The sequence below is a fragment of the Microbacterium sp. No. 7 genome (genome assembly GCF_001314225.1).
Lineage (GTDB): Bacteria > Actinomycetota > Actinomycetes > Actinomycetales > Microbacteriaceae > Microbacterium.
This window is the reverse complement of sequence record NZ_CP012697.1, coordinates 324564-339680: the sequence shown is the minus strand read 5'-3', so window position 1 is coordinate 339680 and position 15117 is coordinate 324564. Positions and strand designations below refer to the sequence as shown.

13 protein-coding genes are annotated in these 15117 nt (G+C 73.3%); 7 read left to right on the top strand and 6 right to left on the bottom strand.

Annotated features, from left to right (window positions below):
- Positions 1-204 precede the first annotated feature (204 nt).
- The 5 genes from AOA12_RS01465 (at position 205) to AOA12_RS01445 (ending at position 5572) form a co-directional block, all read left to right on the top strand.
- Positions 205-1227, top strand: a complete 1023-nt coding sequence (locus AOA12_RS01465) for a PLP-dependent cysteine synthase family protein (protein ID WP_197281032.1) — start codon at positions 205-207, stop codon at positions 1225-1227.
- 14 nt (positions 1228-1241) lie between these two features.
- On the top strand, positions 1242-2303 hold the full coding sequence (locus AOA12_RS01460) for an LLM class flavin-dependent oxidoreductase (protein WP_054679142.1): 1062 nt from the start codon (positions 1242-1244) through the stop codon (positions 2301-2303).
- A 220-nt stretch (positions 2304-2523) separates the two neighbouring features.
- Positions 2524-3999: a long-chain fatty acid--CoA ligase gene (locus AOA12_RS01455; protein ID WP_054679138.1), complete on the top strand. Its 1476-nt coding sequence runs from the start codon at positions 2524-2526 to the stop codon at positions 3997-3999.
- Positions 3996-5258 carry a beta-ketoacyl-[acyl-carrier-protein] synthase family protein gene (locus AOA12_RS01450; RefSeq protein ID WP_054679135.1) on the top strand — a complete coding sequence of 421 codons (1263 nt, stop codon included), beginning with the start codon at positions 3996-3998 and terminating at the stop codon, positions 5256-5258. The genes AOA12_RS01455 and AOA12_RS01450 overlap by 4 nt, the downstream gene beginning before the upstream one ends.
- A 110-nt stretch (positions 5259-5368) precedes the next feature.
- The gene (locus tag AOA12_RS01445) at positions 5369-5572 is read left to right on the top strand and encodes a hypothetical protein (protein WP_054679132.1); all 204 of its coding nucleotides are present in this window, start codon (positions 5369-5371) and stop codon (positions 5570-5572) included.
- 269 nt (positions 5573-5841) lie between these two features.
- On the opposite strand, the gene AOA12_RS01440 is transcribed toward AOA12_RS01445, so the two are convergent.
- The 4 genes from AOA12_RS01440 to AOA12_RS01425 form a co-directional block, all read right to left on the bottom strand.
- Positions 5842-7218: an FAD-binding oxidoreductase gene (locus AOA12_RS01440; RefSeq protein WP_054679129.1), complete on the bottom strand. Its 1377-nt coding sequence runs from the start codon at positions 7216-7218 to the stop codon at positions 5842-5844.
- 78 nt (positions 7219-7296) lie between these two features.
- Positions 7297-8667, bottom strand: a complete 1371-nt coding sequence (locus AOA12_RS01435; RefSeq protein WP_231637157.1) for an L-serine ammonia-lyase — start codon at positions 8665-8667, stop codon at positions 7297-7299.
- Positions 8664-10028, bottom strand: a complete 1365-nt coding sequence (locus tag AOA12_RS01430) for a DUF3100 domain-containing protein (protein ID WP_054679126.1) — start codon at positions 10026-10028, stop codon at positions 8664-8666. Before AOA12_RS01430 ends, AOA12_RS01435 begins: the two co-directional genes overlap by 4 nt.
- A 42-nt stretch (positions 10029-10070) precedes the next feature.
- On the bottom strand, positions 10071-11297 hold the full coding sequence (locus tag AOA12_RS01425) for an amidohydrolase (RefSeq protein WP_054679123.1): 1227 nt from the start codon (positions 11295-11297) through the stop codon (positions 10071-10073).
- A gap of 139 nt (positions 11298-11436) precedes the next feature.
- On the opposite strand from AOA12_RS01425, the gene AOA12_RS01420 reads away from it, so the two are divergent.
- Positions 11437-12417, top strand: a complete 981-nt coding sequence (locus tag AOA12_RS01420) for an Lrp/AsnC family transcriptional regulator (protein WP_054679119.1) — start codon at positions 11437-11439, stop codon at positions 12415-12417.
- A gap of 129 nt (positions 12418-12546) precedes the next feature.
- Here the strand turns inward: AOA12_RS01420 and AOA12_RS01415 are convergent, their stop codons facing one another.
- Entirely contained in the window at positions 12547-13479 is a 933-nt protein-coding gene (locus tag AOA12_RS01415; RefSeq protein WP_054679116.1) for an NAD-dependent epimerase/dehydratase family protein, read from the bottom strand.
- Between the two features lie 142 nt (positions 13480-13621).
- Positions 13622-14311 carry a TetR/AcrR family transcriptional regulator gene (locus tag AOA12_RS01410; protein ID WP_054679114.1) on the bottom strand — a complete coding sequence of 230 codons (690 nt, stop codon included), beginning with the start codon at positions 14309-14311 and terminating at the stop codon, positions 13622-13624.
- Between the two features lie 106 nt (positions 14312-14417).
- Here AOA12_RS01410 and AOA12_RS01405 point away from each other — a divergent pair, with 106 nt between their 5' ends.
- Positions 14418-15113, top strand: a complete 696-nt coding sequence (locus AOA12_RS01405; protein ID WP_054679111.1) for a DUF4386 domain-containing protein — start codon at positions 14418-14420, stop codon at positions 15111-15113.
- Positions 15114-15117 lie beyond the last annotated feature (4 nt).

Sequence of the window (15117 nt, the reverse complement as noted above, 5' to 3'; positions counted from 1 at the left end):
GAATTCGGGTCGTCGTGAACGTTCGGCGCTCTGCCGCGCCGAGGCCACAGACTCGCAGAGGGCGACGCCCGTGCCTTCCCCGGCATGTCACCCACGGTCACGGCGTGACACGCGGCGTCACGTGAGCGCCGTGCCGGGCCCCACGATGTCGGCATGTTGCGCGGCCGGCGGCGCGGCTCGGGGCGGCGCGCCTACCGTCGGCGCATGACCAGCTACCCCGACGCCGCGCTCAGCCGCACGTACGACAGCGTGCTCGAGCTGATCGGCAACACGCCCCTCGTGCGGCTGAACGTGCTCACGCGCGGCCTGCCGGCATCCGTCTACGTCAAGCTCGACCACTTCAACATCGGCGGCTCGTCGAAGGACCGGATCGCGGTGAACATCCTGCGCGAGGCGGTCGCGAACGGCGAGCTGCAGGGCGGCGCGCGGATCATCGAGACCGGTCAGGGCAACACGTCGATCGCCCTCGCGCTCGCGGGCGTGCTCACGGGGCATCCGTCGACCGTCATCGCCAAGCCCGACCTGTCGCCCGGCAAGCTCAACCTGCTGCGCCTGCTGGGCGTCGACGTCATCCCGGGGCGGTTCGACGTCGACAAGGACGACCCCGAGCACGCGTGGTCGGTCGCCGAGCGCGAGGTCGCCGCGCACGACGACCTGTGGTGGTCGCGCCAGCAGTCGGTGCGGAGCAATCCCGCGGCGCACTACGCGTCGACCGGGCCCGAGCTGTGGCACCAGACCGAGGGGCGCATCACGCACTTCATCGCGGCGATCGCGACGGGCGGCACGGTGAGCGGCACGGGACGCTTCCTGCGCGAGCGCACCCCCGGCATCCAGGTCATCGGCACGACGTTCGACCTGCCCGAACGGCCGTGGGCGGACGCCGCGCTGAACAAGGTGTTCCACCGCGCCCCCGGGCACGAGGAGCTGGAGCAGGACTGGGCCGACAACGTCGACCTCGAGCAGCTCGACGCGCTCGAGGCGCGCACGAAGGGCGAGGTCATCGACTTCGCGTTCCGGCTCGCCCGCACCGAGGGCCTGCTGCTGGGCCTCAGCTCGGTGCTGAGCATCAAGGTCGCGCTCGAGCGCGCCGAGAGCGCGAACCCCGGCGACGTGATCGTCGCGTTCTCCGCCGACCACGCACGCGACTACACGGCCGCGGAGTACGACGAGCAGTGGCTGCGCACGCACGACTTCGGCGACATCGCCGACCGCTGGTTCACGAACTGAGGGAGAGAAAGCACATGGTCACCGTCATCGGACTGGACATCATCGCCAACGGGCCGGGGCCCGACGGGCGCGTCCCCACGCAGAAGGAGCGGCTCGACGGCGTCGTCGAGAACGCCGTGCTGTTCGAGCAGCTGGGCTTCGACGGCTACGCGGTCGGCGAGCGGCACCACGCCCCGTTCATCTCCAGCTCGCCGCCCGTGATCCTCTCGGCGATCGCGCAGCGCACCTCGACGCTGCGCCTGTTCACGGGCGTGACGCTGCTGTCGGTGCTCGACCCCGTGCGCGTCGCCGAGGACTACGCGACCCTCGACGTGCTGTCGGGCGGCCGCGTCGAGCTCATCGTCGGCAAGGGCAACGGCCCCGAGCAGTCGGAGCTGTTCGGCATCGGCCGCGAGGAGGCGTGGGACACACAGCGCGACAACTACCGGCTGCTGCGGCAGCTCTGGTCGGGCGAGCCCGTCGACTGGGACCCGCCGACCGGCCGCCCGCTCATCCGGCACTCGCCGCTGCGGGGCGCGACCGTGCACCCCGCGCCGCTGCAGCCGCGCATCCCCGCATGGCACGGCTCGTCGACCTCGAAGGCGACGGTCGAGCTCGCCGCCGAGTACGGCGACCCCATCTGGGTCGCCAACGCGCAGAAGTCGGTCGAGGGATACCTGCCGCTCGTGCAGCACTACCGCCAGGCCTGGGCGGATGCCGGACGCGATCCCGCCGACGCCCGCGTGGGCGCGGGGTTCAGCGTGTATCTGGCGAAGCGCTCGCAGGACGCGCTCGAGATCGCGCGTGCCGCGTACGACCGGTTCTTCGGCCGCGTCGACACGTTCAACGACTTCGACCCGGCCGTGACCTTCCACTCGTTCGAGGACTGGCTGGAGCGGGGCTCGGCGCTCGTGGGCAGCCCGCAGCAGGCGCTCGACAAGCTGGCCCGCTACCACGAGGCCTACGGCTTCGACGCGATCTCGATCCCCGGCCACCACGACCTCACGCCGCGCACCCAGTGGCTGGAGCAGCTGGAGATCCTGCGCGCCGACGTGCTCCCCGGCCTCCGCGACATCGTCGCCCCGGTCCCGGCGTAGGCCTCGCACCCGCCGGCATCCCTCCTCCCGGCATCCCTCCTCCCGCCATCCTTCCTCCGCCCGACAGCGAGAGTGCATCTGTGCGCCGAGACTGCACGTGGGAACTGCACTCTCGGCGCACAGATGCATTCTCGGCGTGCAGATGCACTCTCGGTGTGCGAGGGGACGCCGCGGGGCGCGCCGCACTACACTGAACGGTGTTCAGGTGGGAGGTGCGCGGATGATCGCGGAGGCCGTGGAACGCGTCGCTGCGGCGCAGCCCGGCCGTGCGGCCATCGTGACGGCCGAGGCGGCGCTGACCTACGGGGAGCTGCGCGAGCGGTCGTGGCGCACCTGGGCGGCGATCGGCGACGGCGTCGCCGCGATCAGCCTCGCGTCGGCGTTCCACACGGCCCGCATCGTCGCCGCGCTCGCGGCGCACGGCGGCATCGTCGCCGCGCTCGATCCCCGCTGGCCGCTCGCGCAGCGCGTGCAGACGATCACGACGTGCGGCGTCGCCGTGCTCGTCACCGACGACGCGGAGCTCGAGCGCGCTCTGCGGGATGCCGCGTGGGCCGGCCGCACGCTCGACCTCGAAGCGCTGGAGCGGACGGAGCGGGCGAGCACCACGGCATCCCGCACCACCGCACCGGGCACCACGGCACCCAGCACCACGGCACCCATCGCCCGGCCGCCGTGCGAGCGCCCCGACGACGAGCCGTTCCTGCTGCTCTTCTCGTCGGGCACGACGGGCGCGCCGAAGGCGTTCCTCAAGACGTGTGGGCAGTACCGGGCCAACGTCGCCGTCTCGCGCCGCCGCCTCGGCGCGCACGACGGCACGGTCACGTTCGCGCCGGGGCCGCTCTCGTCGAGCCTCACGCTGTACACGCTCCTCGAGGCCCTCGCGACGGGCGGCACCGTGCACCTCGCCGACGCCCTCGACGACCTCTGGCTCACGCCGCAGGCGGCAGGCGTCACACGACTCGTGACGATCCCGGCCGCGCTGCACGCCCTCGTGCACGCGGCCCGCCGCGATCCGCACCGGTTCGCGGGCCTCGAGCTCATCGTCACGGGCGGGGCGTCGCTGCCGCCGCCCCTGCACGCCGCGGTCGGCGAGGCGCTGCCCGCCGCGCGGCTCGTCAACTACTACGGGGCCGGCGAGCTCGGCTTCATCGGCAAGACACGGCACGGCGCCGAGCTGCGGCTGTTCGACGGGGTCGAGGCGCAGGTGCGCGACGGCGACGAACGACTGCCAGAGGGCGGGCTCGGCACGCTGTGGATCCGCTCGGCGTCGTGCTCCGACCGCTACCTCGTGCCGCCGCAGCCGATCATGGATGCCGGCGGCTGGGCGACCGTGCACGACCGGGCACGCCTGCGCGGGCGCACGCTCGAGCTCGCCGGCCGCGACGGCGACGTCGTCACGACGGGCGGCCACACCGTGTCGCTGCTGCACGTCGAGCAGGCCTTCGAGGGGATGCCGGGGCTCGGCGCCGTGTGCGCCGTGCCGCTCCCCCACCGCCACCTCGGCATCGCGATCGCACTCGTCGTCGAGGGCGACGCGCCACCGACGCCCGCGCTGCGCTCGTGGGCCGCGGAACGGCTCGCCCCGGCATCCCGTCCCCGGCGATGGCTGCGCGTCGAGCGCCTGCCGCGCACGACGGGCGGCAAGATCCGCCGCGCCGAGACGGCCGCGCTCGTTCGCGAGGAGGCCTCGTGAACGAGGTCGTCGTCACGGGCGTCGGCGCGATCACGCCGAGCGGGCTCAGCGCCGCAGCGTTGTGGGATGCCGTGGTGCGCGGCGAGAGCGCGATCACGGCGCTGCCGGAGCCGGTCGCGGGGGTGAGCGTGGGCGGGGTCGTGCGAGGATTCGTGCCGCCGGAGGCGTCGTTCGGGACCGTCCGCACGGCACGCGGCGGCTCGACCGAGGCCCCGTCGGGCGGGATGCGGCACCTGAGTCCCGTGCAGCTGTGGGCGATCGCGGCGGCCGACGAGGCGATGCCGCCGGAGTCGCCGGCACCGCCGTGGGACCCGCGACGCGTCGCGATCGTCGTCGCGACCGGCTCGGGACCCGTCGACATGCTGCAGCACGCGACGCGCGCGCTCGACGCGCACGGGCCGCGACGCGTGCCGCCGGCACTCAGCGCGTTCGGAACCTCGGATGCCGTCGCCGCCGCGCTCAGCCGGCGCTACGGCACGCGCGGGGCGACGCACGCCGTGTCGGCGGCGTGCGCGAGCGGCGCGGTGGGCATCGGCGAGGGACTGCGCCGCATCCGTCACGGCTACGCCGACGCGGTGCTCGTCGTCGGCATGGAGGACTGCCTCGGGCCGCTGCACCTCGCGGCGGGCGCCAACCTGCGCGCGCTCGCGCCGGGCGATCCCGCGAACCCCGCCGCCGCGAGCCGCCCCTTCGACCGCGGCCGCACGGGATACGTGATGTCGCAGGGCGCCGCCGCGGTGCTGCTGGAGAGCGCCGCGAGCGCGTCCGCGCGGGGCGCTCGCGTGCTCGGGCGCGTCGCCGGATACGGCGAGTCGAGCGACGCGCACCACGCCACGGCCCCCGACCCCGAGGGCGCCGGTGCGGCCGAGGCGATGCGCGCGTGCCTCGCGGATGCCGGTGTCGCGGCGCGCGAGGTCGACCACGTCAACACGCACGGCACGGGGACGGTGCTCGGCGACGCCGCGGAGATCGCGGCGCTCGGAGCCGTGCTCGGTGCGCGCCGCGAGGCCGTGCCGCTCACCGCCACGAAGTCGAGCACGGGGCACCTGCTGGGCGCCGCGGGCGTGGCCGAGGCGATCCTCGCCGTGCAGACGATGCGCGAGGGCCTGATCCCCCCGACCCTCAACCTCGACGACCCCGCGTTCGACGGCTGGGACATCGTCCGCGGCGCCGCCCGCCCCCATCGCTCGGAGCACGTGCTCTCGACGTCCTTCGGCTTCGGCGGCCACAACGCCGCGCTGCTGCTCGCGCGGGCGTAGGGCGGCAGACGCGGGAGGGGATGCCGCTCGACTTGACACGGCGAAATACCCCGGGGAGTATTTACTCATATACCCCCGGGGTATCCCCCCTCAGAGCAAAGGACATCACCATGTGCCGACCCGTGACCTGCCGCGTGTGCGGAAAGACCACCTGGGCGGGCTGCGGCCAGCACGTGCAGTCGGTGCGGCAGAGCGTTCCCGCCGCGCAGTGGTGCAACGGAAAGCACACCCCCGCAGAGATCGCCGAGGCCGAGGCGAACCGCGGCGGCTTCTTCTCGCGCCTCTTCGGCCGCAAGGCCGGCCAGTCCTCCTGACCCCCTTCCCCTTCCCCGCGAGGGTGCCAGTTATCCCCGCGAGGGTGCTGGTTGTCCCCGCGAGGGTGCTGGTTGTCCCCGCGAGGGTGCTGGTTGTTCCCGCGAAGGTGCTTTCGCCTGTGCGGTGGTGACACCCCCGGCGAGACAGCTGGCATCCCCGGCGAGACAAGTGGCACCCTCGCGAGAACTACGAGCACCCTCGGCGAGACAACTGGCACCCTCGCGAGAACTACGAGCACCCTCGCGAGAACAACGGGCACCCTCGCGGGTCACTCCAGGATCGCGCCCGGGTTCAGGATGCCGGCCGGATCGAGCGCCGTCTTGATGCGCCGGGTGAGCTCGAGCACGTCGTCGCCGAGGTAGTCGCGCAGCCAGGGGCGCTTGAGGCGGCCGACGCCGTGCTCGCCCGTGATCGTGCCGCCCAGGGCGATCGCGAGGTCCATCACCTCGCCGTACGCGGTCTCGGCGCGCGCCTGCTGCGCGGCGTCCGCCGGGTCGACGACGAGCAGCGGATGCGTGTTGCCGTCGCCCGCATGCGCGATGACCGCGATCGTCACGTCGCGTCGCTCCGCGATCGCGGCGATGCCGAGCACGAGGTCGGCGAGACGCGGGATCGGCACGCCCACGTCCTCGAGCAGCAGCGTCCCCAGCCGCTCGACCGCGGGGATCGCGACGCGACGCGCGTGCACGAACGCGGCGCCCTCGTCGGGATCGCTCGTCGCGACGCACTCGACCGCGCCGTGCTGCTCGCAGAGGGCCTGGATCGCCGCGATCTCGCGCTCCGCGGCATCCGTCTGCTCGTCGGACTGCACGACGAGCATGGCCTCCGCCGTGCGGTCGAGGCCCATGCGCAGCTCGTCCTCGACGGCGCCGATCGTCACGCGGTCCATGAGCTCGAGCATCGACGGACGGGCCGAGCGCGTGATGTCGATGACCGCCTGCGTCGCCCCCTGCAGCGTCGGGAACGTCGCGACGAGCGTCGTCGGTGGACGCTGCGCGGGCACGAGGCGCAGCACGACCTCGGTGATGATGCCGAGCGTGCCCTCGCTGCCGACGAACAGCTTCGTGAGCGACAGGCCCGCGACGTCCTTCACGCGCGGACCGCCGAGCCGCACGGCCCGCCCGTCGGCGAGCACGACCGTCATCCCGAGCACGTAGTCGGTGGTCACGCCGTACTTGACGCAGCACAGCCCGCCCGCGTTCGTCGCGACGTTGCCCCCGATCGAGCAGAACTCGAACGACGACGGATCGGGCGGATACCAGAGCCCGTGCGCCGCGGCGGCCGCCTTGACCTCGGCGTTGAAGGCCCCCGGCTGCACGGTCGCCATGCGCGTGCCCGTGTCGATCTCGATGCCCCGCATGCGGTCGAGCGACACCACGACGCAGCCGTCGACGGCGGAGCTGCCGCCCGAGAGCCCCGATCCCGCGCCGCGCGGCACGACGGGCGTGCCGGTCGCGGCCGCGAACCGCACCGCCGCCTGCACGTCGTCGGTGCACGTCGCCCGCACGACCGCGAGCGGCACCCCGGCCGCGGGGTCGTTCGCGCGATCCCACCGGTAGGCGTCCATCGACGCGGGATCGGTGATCACGGCTCCCGGCGGCAGGGCGTCGATCAGCTCGTCCAACGTGTGCGGCTCTCGCGTCATGGTGCTCCCCTCGCTGCCGAGACTAGCGCGGCCGTGGCATCCCGCGGCGCGCGGCCGCAGCCGATCAGCCGTCGCCCGTCAGCACTCCACGACGTTGACCGCGAGGCCGCCCTCGCTCGTCTCCTTGTAGCGCTCCGACATGTCGGCACCGGTCTGCCGCATCGTCTCGATCGTCGTGTCGAGGTGCACGATGTGGGTGCCGTCGCCGAGCAGCGCGAGCCGGCTGACGGTGAGCGCCGTCGAGGCGGCCACCGCGTTGCGCTCGATGCACGGGATCTGCACGAGCCCGCCCACGGGGTCGCACGTGAGCCCCAGATGGTGCTCGATCGCGATCTCGGCGGCGTTCTCCACCTGCGCCGGGGTGCCGCCCCGCAGCGCGGTCAACCCGGCGGCGGCCATCGCGCACGCACTGCCGACCTCGGCCTGGCAGCCCGCCTCGGCCCCCGAGATCGACGCGTTCGCCTTGAAGATCGAGCCGACGGCGGTGGCCGTGAGCAGGAAGGTGCGGATGGCATCCGGCGCGAATCCGCCCTGCACGGTCGCGTAGTACAGCACGGCGGGGAGCACCCCGGCGGCGCCGTTGGTGGGCGCCGTGACCACCCGGCCGCCCGCGGCGTTCTCCTCGTTGACGGCGAGCGCGTAGATCGCCAAGGCCTCGTCGGCCGCGGTCGGCTCGCCGCGCTGCGCGATCGCGCGCCAGCCCGCCGCCGCACGACGCGGCACCTTCAGACCGCCGGGCAGCGTGCCCTCGGTGCGCAGGCCGCGCTCGATGCACGCGCGCATGCTCGCCCAGATCGCGGCGATGCCGTCGCGCGCGCGGTCGGCCCCGTGCAGGGCGACCTCGTCGTCCCACGCGACGTCGGCGATCGAGCGGCCCTCGGCGAGGGCCAGCAGCCCGGCCGCGTTGCGGTAGGCGTGCACCGGCGTCGGGCCGGCGCCCCCGGCATCCGTCGCCGGCTCGCCGATGCGCTCGATGAAGCCGCCGCCGATCGACAGGTAGGTCTCCTCCGCGATCGCGGCGGTGTCCGCGTACGCCGTCAGCACCATCGAGTTGGGATGCCCGGCGTGCCGCGACAGCGGGGCGAAGACGATGTCGGCCGCCCGCAGCGGCACGCCGTCGACGAGGAGCACCTCCCCGGCGTCGAGCCGCGCCCAGCGACCGTGCACCTCGTCGGGGTCGACCGTCTCGGGCCGCAGCCCGCGCAGACCGGCGATGACCGCGTCGGGCGTGCCATGACCGATGCCGGTGGCGGCGAGCGACCCCTGCAACCGGCATCCGAAGCGTGTCACCTCGCCGAGCCGGCCGCGCTCGGCGAGCAGATCACGGAAGTCCGCCCCTGCGCGCATGGGGCCGACGGTGTGCGAGCTCGAGGGACCGATGCCGATGGAGAACAGGTCGAGCGCGGAGACGTATATCCCGCGCTCGACCTGGGTGGTGGGGCCTGTCACGCGATGGCCCTCAGAACGAACTCGGCGATCACCGTGGAGGTGAGGAAGGTCGCGCCGATCACGACGATGCCGACGGGGATGATCTTCCAGCCGATCTGACGGAGCATCGGCAGGTCCTTGCCCATGCTGAGCCCGGCGATGGCGAGCATGACGGTGATCATCGCGAGGAAGTCCACGCTCGACGACACCTCGACGAGCCAGCCCGCGACGGGCGAGATCGGCGATGTGAGCAGCATGCCCAGCGTGATCACGACGATGATGGCCGGCAGCTTGCCGCGCGCGAGCTTCGACAGCCCGATGCCGGCCGCGACGAACGCGGCGAGGATGCCGAGGGTGATCACCATGTTCCACGAGAACGAGCGGGTGGCCACGATGACGACGACGAGCGACGCACCGCACAGCACGAGCAGCGAGTTCCACAGCGGGAGCGTGACCTTCGGCACGTCGAGGACGGCGGCCGCGACCGCGGCGGCCTGCGACGTGCCGAGCGTGCCGCTGGGCTTCGCGGCATCCTCCGTGCGCCGCCGGCGCGTGAGCAGCCGGTAGAAGCGGTCGGCGAGGGGCAGTGACACGAGCACGCCGATGTAGACGCCGGCGAGGCCGGCGATGAGGTTGGCCGTCGTGGCGAGCGCGGCGATCTCGTCGGTGGCCTCGGGGTGCGCCGCGGTCACCGCGCCGACGCCCGCCGCCATCATCGAGCCGGAGCCGACGCCGGCGCCCATCGCCAGCGCACGCCAGTCGAAGATGCCGAGCGACGAGGTGAGCGAGGCGATGATGCTGACGATGATCGCGCCGAACACCGAGCCGAAGACGTACATCGACAGCACGCCGCGGTACTGCGGCGAGTTGGAGCCGAAGCGGTCGACGACCATCGCGAACGAGGCCTCGCGGTCGATCGAGAACGTCGCACCCACCGTCGCCGGGCCCATGCGCAGCAGCACGGCGAGCGGCAGAGCGAGGAGGATCGGGCCGAAGAGATTGCCGAGCTCCTGCAGCAGCAGGGCGGGCCCGGCCGCGATGATCGTGGGGATGTTCGGGCCCATCGTGAGCGACATGCGGGCTACGAGCAGCAGCACGGCCACGCTCACCATGACGTTCGCGCTGTGCTGCAGGTCGACCGGCAGAGGCTTCCACCGCTGCCCGGAGACGATCAGCGCGATCAGCACCGCCCAGATCATCGGCAGCAGATCGATCGAGGCAGACCCCAGCGGGATCCTGATCGGTCCGATGGACTGCGCGATGACCGCGATGAGGGTCATCAGGCCGACGAGCAGCCAGAAGCCCTTGTCACGGATGGTGATGGCGAACGTGCGCTGGGCCGTGGGTTCGAGTGGTGCCGTGGTGCGGGACGTGTCGTCCATGAGGGCTCCGTCGGGTTCGAGGGTCGGGGGCAGAGGGGCGGTTCAGGCGAGGAGGGTCTGCTGCGTCGCGCCGGCGGGACGCTCGGCCTTGCGTCGGCGGAAGTCGGCGCGCAGCTCGGCGTCGAGCGCCACGTCGAGCACGGTCGAGGCGAGGATGGCGGCGCCGTCGATCACGGCGTCGTCGGCGGCCGGCGTGGCCGCCGAGAGCGTGAAGGCGGGGTTGTGCGCCGGCCCCGTCTCGCCGAGGAAGGCGATGGTCGGATGGATCGCCGGCACGACCTGCGAGACGTTGCCCATGTCGGTCGACCCGCCGCCAAGGACGGCGTCCGAGATCGTGCGGCCGCGCGCGAGGAGGTTGCGGTTCCACAGTGCGGCGAGCGTCTCGTCGTGCTTGACGGGGGCGTAGGGATGCTCGGTCGCGCACGGCTCCCAGGTGCAGCCGGTGGAGATGGCGGCGCCCTCGAAGCAGGCGAGGACCTTCGCCTTGACCGCGCGCCACACGTCGATCTCGAGGGCGCGGATCTCGACCTGCAGCACCGCGCGGTCGGGGATGATGTTGGTGGCCTCGCCGCCGTGCGAGACGAAGGCGTTGAGGTTGACCTGCTTGGGCAGCTGCTGGCGCAGCAGCGCGATGGCCGTCTGGGCGACGACGGCGGCGGATGCCGCATTGATGCCCTGCTCGGGCATGCCCGCGGCGTGGGCGGTGCGCCCGTGGAAGACGACCTCGAAGCGCTCGACGGCGGTCGCGGCGAAGGCCGTGGCGCTGACGTCCTCACCGGTCATCCCGTGCACCATGAGGGAGAAGTCGGCATCCTCCCACGCTCCCGCCAGCAGCATGGGGACCTTGCCGCCGCCGTGCTCCTCGGCGGGCGTGCCGAGGAGCTTGATGCGCAGTCCGGCGTCGGCGGCCACGGGCGCGAGGGCGAGGGCGGCGCCCACGCCGGCCGACGCGATGACGTTGTGCCCGCAGCCGTGCCCGATGCCCGGCAGCGCGTCGTACTCGGCGCAGATGGCGACGGTGAGGTCGCCATCTCCGTAGACGGCCTCGACGGCGGTCGGCACGCCGAACGCGCCGACCTCGACGCGGAAGCCCGCCTCGTCGAGCGTGCGCCCGACGAGCGCGGCGGCCTCGTGCTCCTGCCACGACAGCTCCGGGTTGGCGTGGATCGCGTGGCTGAGCGCGATCAGCTGCCCGCGGCGCGCCTCGACCTCGTCGATCGCACGCTGCTTGATCGCTGCTGCCGCCGCCGGATCGATGGTGGTGCTCATGTCTGCCTCTCGCGTCGAAATGTCTGCGGGTGAGTGTGTGCGCCGCATGCGTCGCCCGTGTTACAAGGCCGGTATTCTGCGCAAGCCGACGGTGTTATGCTCCATATCCGCGCACGTGCGCGCCGTCCGAGGAGCCTCCGTGCAGACCATCGCCCTCGACCCCGTCGACCGACGACTGCTGCACGCGCTGCAGATCGAGCCCCGCGCGAGCTGGAACGCGCTGGCTCGCGTCGTCGGAGTCGATGCGCGCACGCTCGCCCGCCGCTGGGCGCGGCTGGATGCCGAGGGCGTCGCGTGGATCACCGGGCACACGATGCGGGGGCAGACGGCGCTCATCGAGATCGAGTGCGACCTGCCGGGGATCCGCGGGGTGATCGACGAGCTGAGCCACGACCCCGCGGTGTTCGTGCTCGACTCGAGCGCCGGTTCCCGTGACCTCCTCGCCCTCGTCCGCGCAGCTGATCTCAGCGCCCTCGCGACGTACTCGATCGACCGGCTCGCCCGGCTGCCCGGCGTCCGCGCCATCCGCACGCACGTCATGAACGAGATGCTCCTCGACGCGTCGAGCTGGCGTCTGCGAGAGCTGACGCCCGCGCAGCTGGCCCTGATGCCGCAGCCGGGCGCCCCGCGCGCACGGAGCGCCCGGCAGGTCGCCGACGACGTGGAGGAGGCGATCCTCGCGGCGCTGTGGGCCGACGGCAGGACCCCCGTCGCCGAGATCGCGGAACGCAGCGGCATCTCGCCGCAGCGGATCTCCGACGGCATCGCGATCATGAGACAGGACGGCACGCTCCGCCTCCGCACCGACATCGCCCGCGCCGCATCGGGCTGGCCGGTCTACGCGTGGTACTTCGTGGAGGCGCCTTCGCGGGTGCTGGAGGCGGCGAAGGGCACCATCACGACCGTGCCCGAGGTGCGGCTCGCCTTCACGACGGCGAGCCGCTACAACCTCGTGCTGGCCGTGTGGCTGCGCCGGCTCTCCGACGTCAACCGCTTCGAGATCGCGCTCGAGAACGCGATGACCGGCGCTCGCATCGCCGACCGCGCCGTCGTCCTGCGCATCGAGAAGCACCTGAGCCGCATCGTCGGCCCCGAGACCCTGGCCGTCGGGCCGGCCTGAGCCGCAGCCTCCCGCTTCCTCGCCGAGGGCGCCCCGGCATCCCCCACCGATCTCGGGGAATCACGCCGACCTCGGATGATGCCGGCGAAACCCTCCGAGGTACGCGGGATCGTCCGAGGTTCGTGGCGGTCAGGCGCGCTGTCGCCAGGCGGGCGCGGTCGCGTCGAGCAGGGCGTCCCACGACGTGGGCCGGATGCCGAAGGCCTCCGTCGTCTCGGCGCCGTCGGCGATGAAGGGCGCGTCGAACTGGTAGAGCACGCCGTTCACCTCGCGCAGCATCGGGATCATCGCGCCGCCGGCGCGCAGCACCCAGCGCGGCACGCGCCGCAGGCGCGGTGCGCCGAGGCCGACGCGGGCGCCCAGGTCGGTGAGCACCTGCCGCACGGACTGCGCGGGATTGGACGGCACGATCCACGCCGATCCCCACGCGCGCTCGTCGCCGCCGAGGGTCTGCAGGGTCGCCGCGACATCGTCGACGGCCGACCACGTGTGCGGCTGGTCGGGGTCGGCGAAGACCCAGGCGGGCTTCCCGCGCAGCGTCGCGGCGGCGCTCATCGCGAGCATGCTGTGGCTGACCGGCAGGGTGGGGCCGAAGTAGTCGGACGCGCGCGCCTCGGTCGCCCGCACCCTCCCGGCCTCGTGCGCGGCGAGCGCGTCGTGCCACATCCGCACCCGCAGGGCGCCCTTGTGATCGCTCGGACGCAGCGGGGTGTCGCGCCGCATGGGGCCCGGCACCGGACCGTAGCCGTACAGGTTGCTCATCGTGACGAGCACGGCGCCCGTGCGCTCGGCGGCCGTGAGGATCGAGGCGGCGAGCGGCGGCCATTCGCGCTCCCAGTCGGGATACGACCCGGGGTTCGCGCAGTTGTAGAGCACCTCGGCTCCCGCCGTGCAGCGGGTGAGGTCGTCGGGGTTCGAGGCGTCCACGGCGACGGCCTCGCCCACGCCCGCGTCGCGTCCCGAGCGCGTGATGACGCGCACGCGGTGCCCGTCCGCGTGCAGCCGGGCGGCGAGCGCGCTCCCGACGGGTCCGGCACCGACGATCGCGTGCAACGCAGCCATGCCCCCAGTGTGACAGCCCGCGCGCGGGGGCGGGTCGCCGCGCGGGCTCCCGCGCCAGGCGTCGACGCACGTTCACCGCGGTGTCATCCCTGCGCCTCCGAAGGAGCGCCGACCGGCGCGGATCCCGACCCCGCGCGCGCGATCAGCCCCGCGACGACCAGCCCGCCGCGTGCAGGCGGGTGAAGGCGTCGAGCAGCAGGTCGAGGGTGAAGACGAACTCGGCATCGGCGTCGCAGGCGCCGGAGGGATGCGACGCCGCGGCCTCCTGCGCGATCGCCACGACGTGCGGGAACGCCGCGGCCATGGCGGCGAGCGTCTCGGCATCCGGCCCGTCCGGGGTACCCGGGGTCTCGGGAGCAGCGGATGCCGCGGGAGGCGCGAACGCCTCGGGCGAGAAGCCCCAGATCCGGTGGCCGAGGGCGTGCATCGCGTGGTGCGCGAGGTCGTAGCTCACGCCGCCCGCAGCGAACTCCCCCGCGAGCGCGTTCATGTACGCGAGCACGGCGGGCGTGCGCTGCGTCGCGCCCTCGATCGCGGGGCGCAGCCAGGGATGCGCCCCCAGCGCCTCCCGCGCGGCGAGGATGCGCCAGCGCACGGCATCCGTCCACGGCAGCCCCGCCGGCGGCTGGGGATAGGCGGCCACGACCGCGTCGATCATGCCGCCGACGAGTGCGCTCTTGTCGCTGACGTGCTTGTACAGCGCCATCGGCACGACGCCGAGGCGGGTCGCGACGGCGCGCATGCTGACGGCGTCGAGCCCGCTCGCGTCGGCGATCGCGATCGCCTCGCCGATGACGCGGGCGGGCGTGAGCGTCGCGCGGGTCGCCGCCATGACCGTCGCCTCCCGGGACTCGTTGACACGTGTACGCCGTATACCTTACGCTTCCCTCCAGAGGTGTACACCGTACACCTACGTCGCCATGAACCCAGGGAGCACCATGACCACCGACCGCCGCCTCGCCCTCACGGCAGGGCTGCTCTATCTCGCCACCTTCGCGACATCGTTCCCCGGGCTCGCGTTGAGGACCGCCTTCTTCGACGGGGATGCCGCACCCGCCACCGCAGGGAGCGCGGCGCTCGTCGAGCTGCTGCTCGCCGCCGCGTGCGTCGGCACCGCGCTCGCGCTGTTCCCGATCGCGCGCCGCGTGAGCCTGCCGCTCGCGCTCGGCTTCGTCGTCTCGCGCACGCTGGAGGCCGCCATGATCATGACCGGCGTGCTGGCGCTGCTGGCGACCGCCGCCGTGCGCGCGGCGGGCGGCGGCGACGACGCGCTGGTCGCGCTGCACGACGCCTCGTTCCTCGTCGGGCCCGCGTTCATGAGTGCGACGAACGCCCTGCTGCTCGGCTCCGTGATGTTCCGCGGCCGTCTCGTGCCGCGCGTCATCCCGCTGATCGGGCTGATCGGCGCGCCCCTCCTGCTCGCCTCGTCGATCGGCGTGCTGTTCGGCGCATGGACCCAGACGTCGGCCGTCGGCGCGATCGCCGCGGTGCCCGTGGCGCTGTGGGAGCTCGCCCTCGGCGTGTGGCTCACCGTGCGGGGCGTGGCCCCCGGCATCCCGCGCCCCGCGGATCACGGGCCTCGGGGAATCTCACCTGCCTCGGACGATCGCCATGGAATGACCCGAGGCACATGAGGTC

What these genes read in the sequence shown, in the direction of transcription:
- AOA12_RS01430 (WP_054679126.1), bottom strand. Translation starts at nt 10,028, where the DNA reads ATGGACGACACGTCCCGCACCACGGCACCACTCGAACCCACGGCCCAG.
- AOA12_RS01460 (WP_054679142.1), top strand. Translation starts at nt 1,242, where the DNA reads ATGGTCACCGTCATCGGACTGGACATCATCGCCAACGGGCCGGGGCCC.
- AOA12_RS01410 (WP_054679114.1), bottom strand. Translation starts at nt 14,311, where the DNA reads ATGGCGGCGACCCGCGCGACGCTCACGCCCGCCCGCGTCATCGGCGAG.
- AOA12_RS01465 (WP_197281032.1), top strand. Translation starts at nt 205, where the DNA reads ATGACCAGCTACCCCGACGCCGCGCTCAGCCGCACGTACGACAGCGTG.
- AOA12_RS01425 (WP_054679123.1), bottom strand. Translation starts at nt 11,297, where the DNA reads ATGAGCACCACCATCGATCCGGCGGCGGCAGCAGCGATCAAGCAGCGT.
- AOA12_RS01440 (WP_054679129.1), bottom strand. Translation starts at nt 7,218, where the DNA reads ATGACGCGAGAGCCGCACACGTTGGACGAGCTGATCGACGCCCTGCCG.
- AOA12_RS01455 (WP_054679138.1), top strand. Translation starts at nt 2,524, where the DNA reads ATGATCGCGGAGGCCGTGGAACGCGTCGCTGCGGCGCAGCCCGGCCGT.
- AOA12_RS01405 (WP_054679111.1), top strand. Translation starts at nt 14,418, where the DNA reads ATGACCACCGACCGCCGCCTCGCCCTCACGGCAGGGCTGCTCTATCTC.
- AOA12_RS01445 (WP_054679132.1), top strand. Translation starts at nt 5,369, where the DNA reads ATGTGCCGACCCGTGACCTGCCGCGTGTGCGGAAAGACCACCTGGGCG.
- AOA12_RS01415 (WP_054679116.1), bottom strand. Translation starts at nt 13,479, where the DNA reads ATGGCTGCGTTGCACGCGATCGTCGGTGCCGGACCCGTCGGGAGCGCG.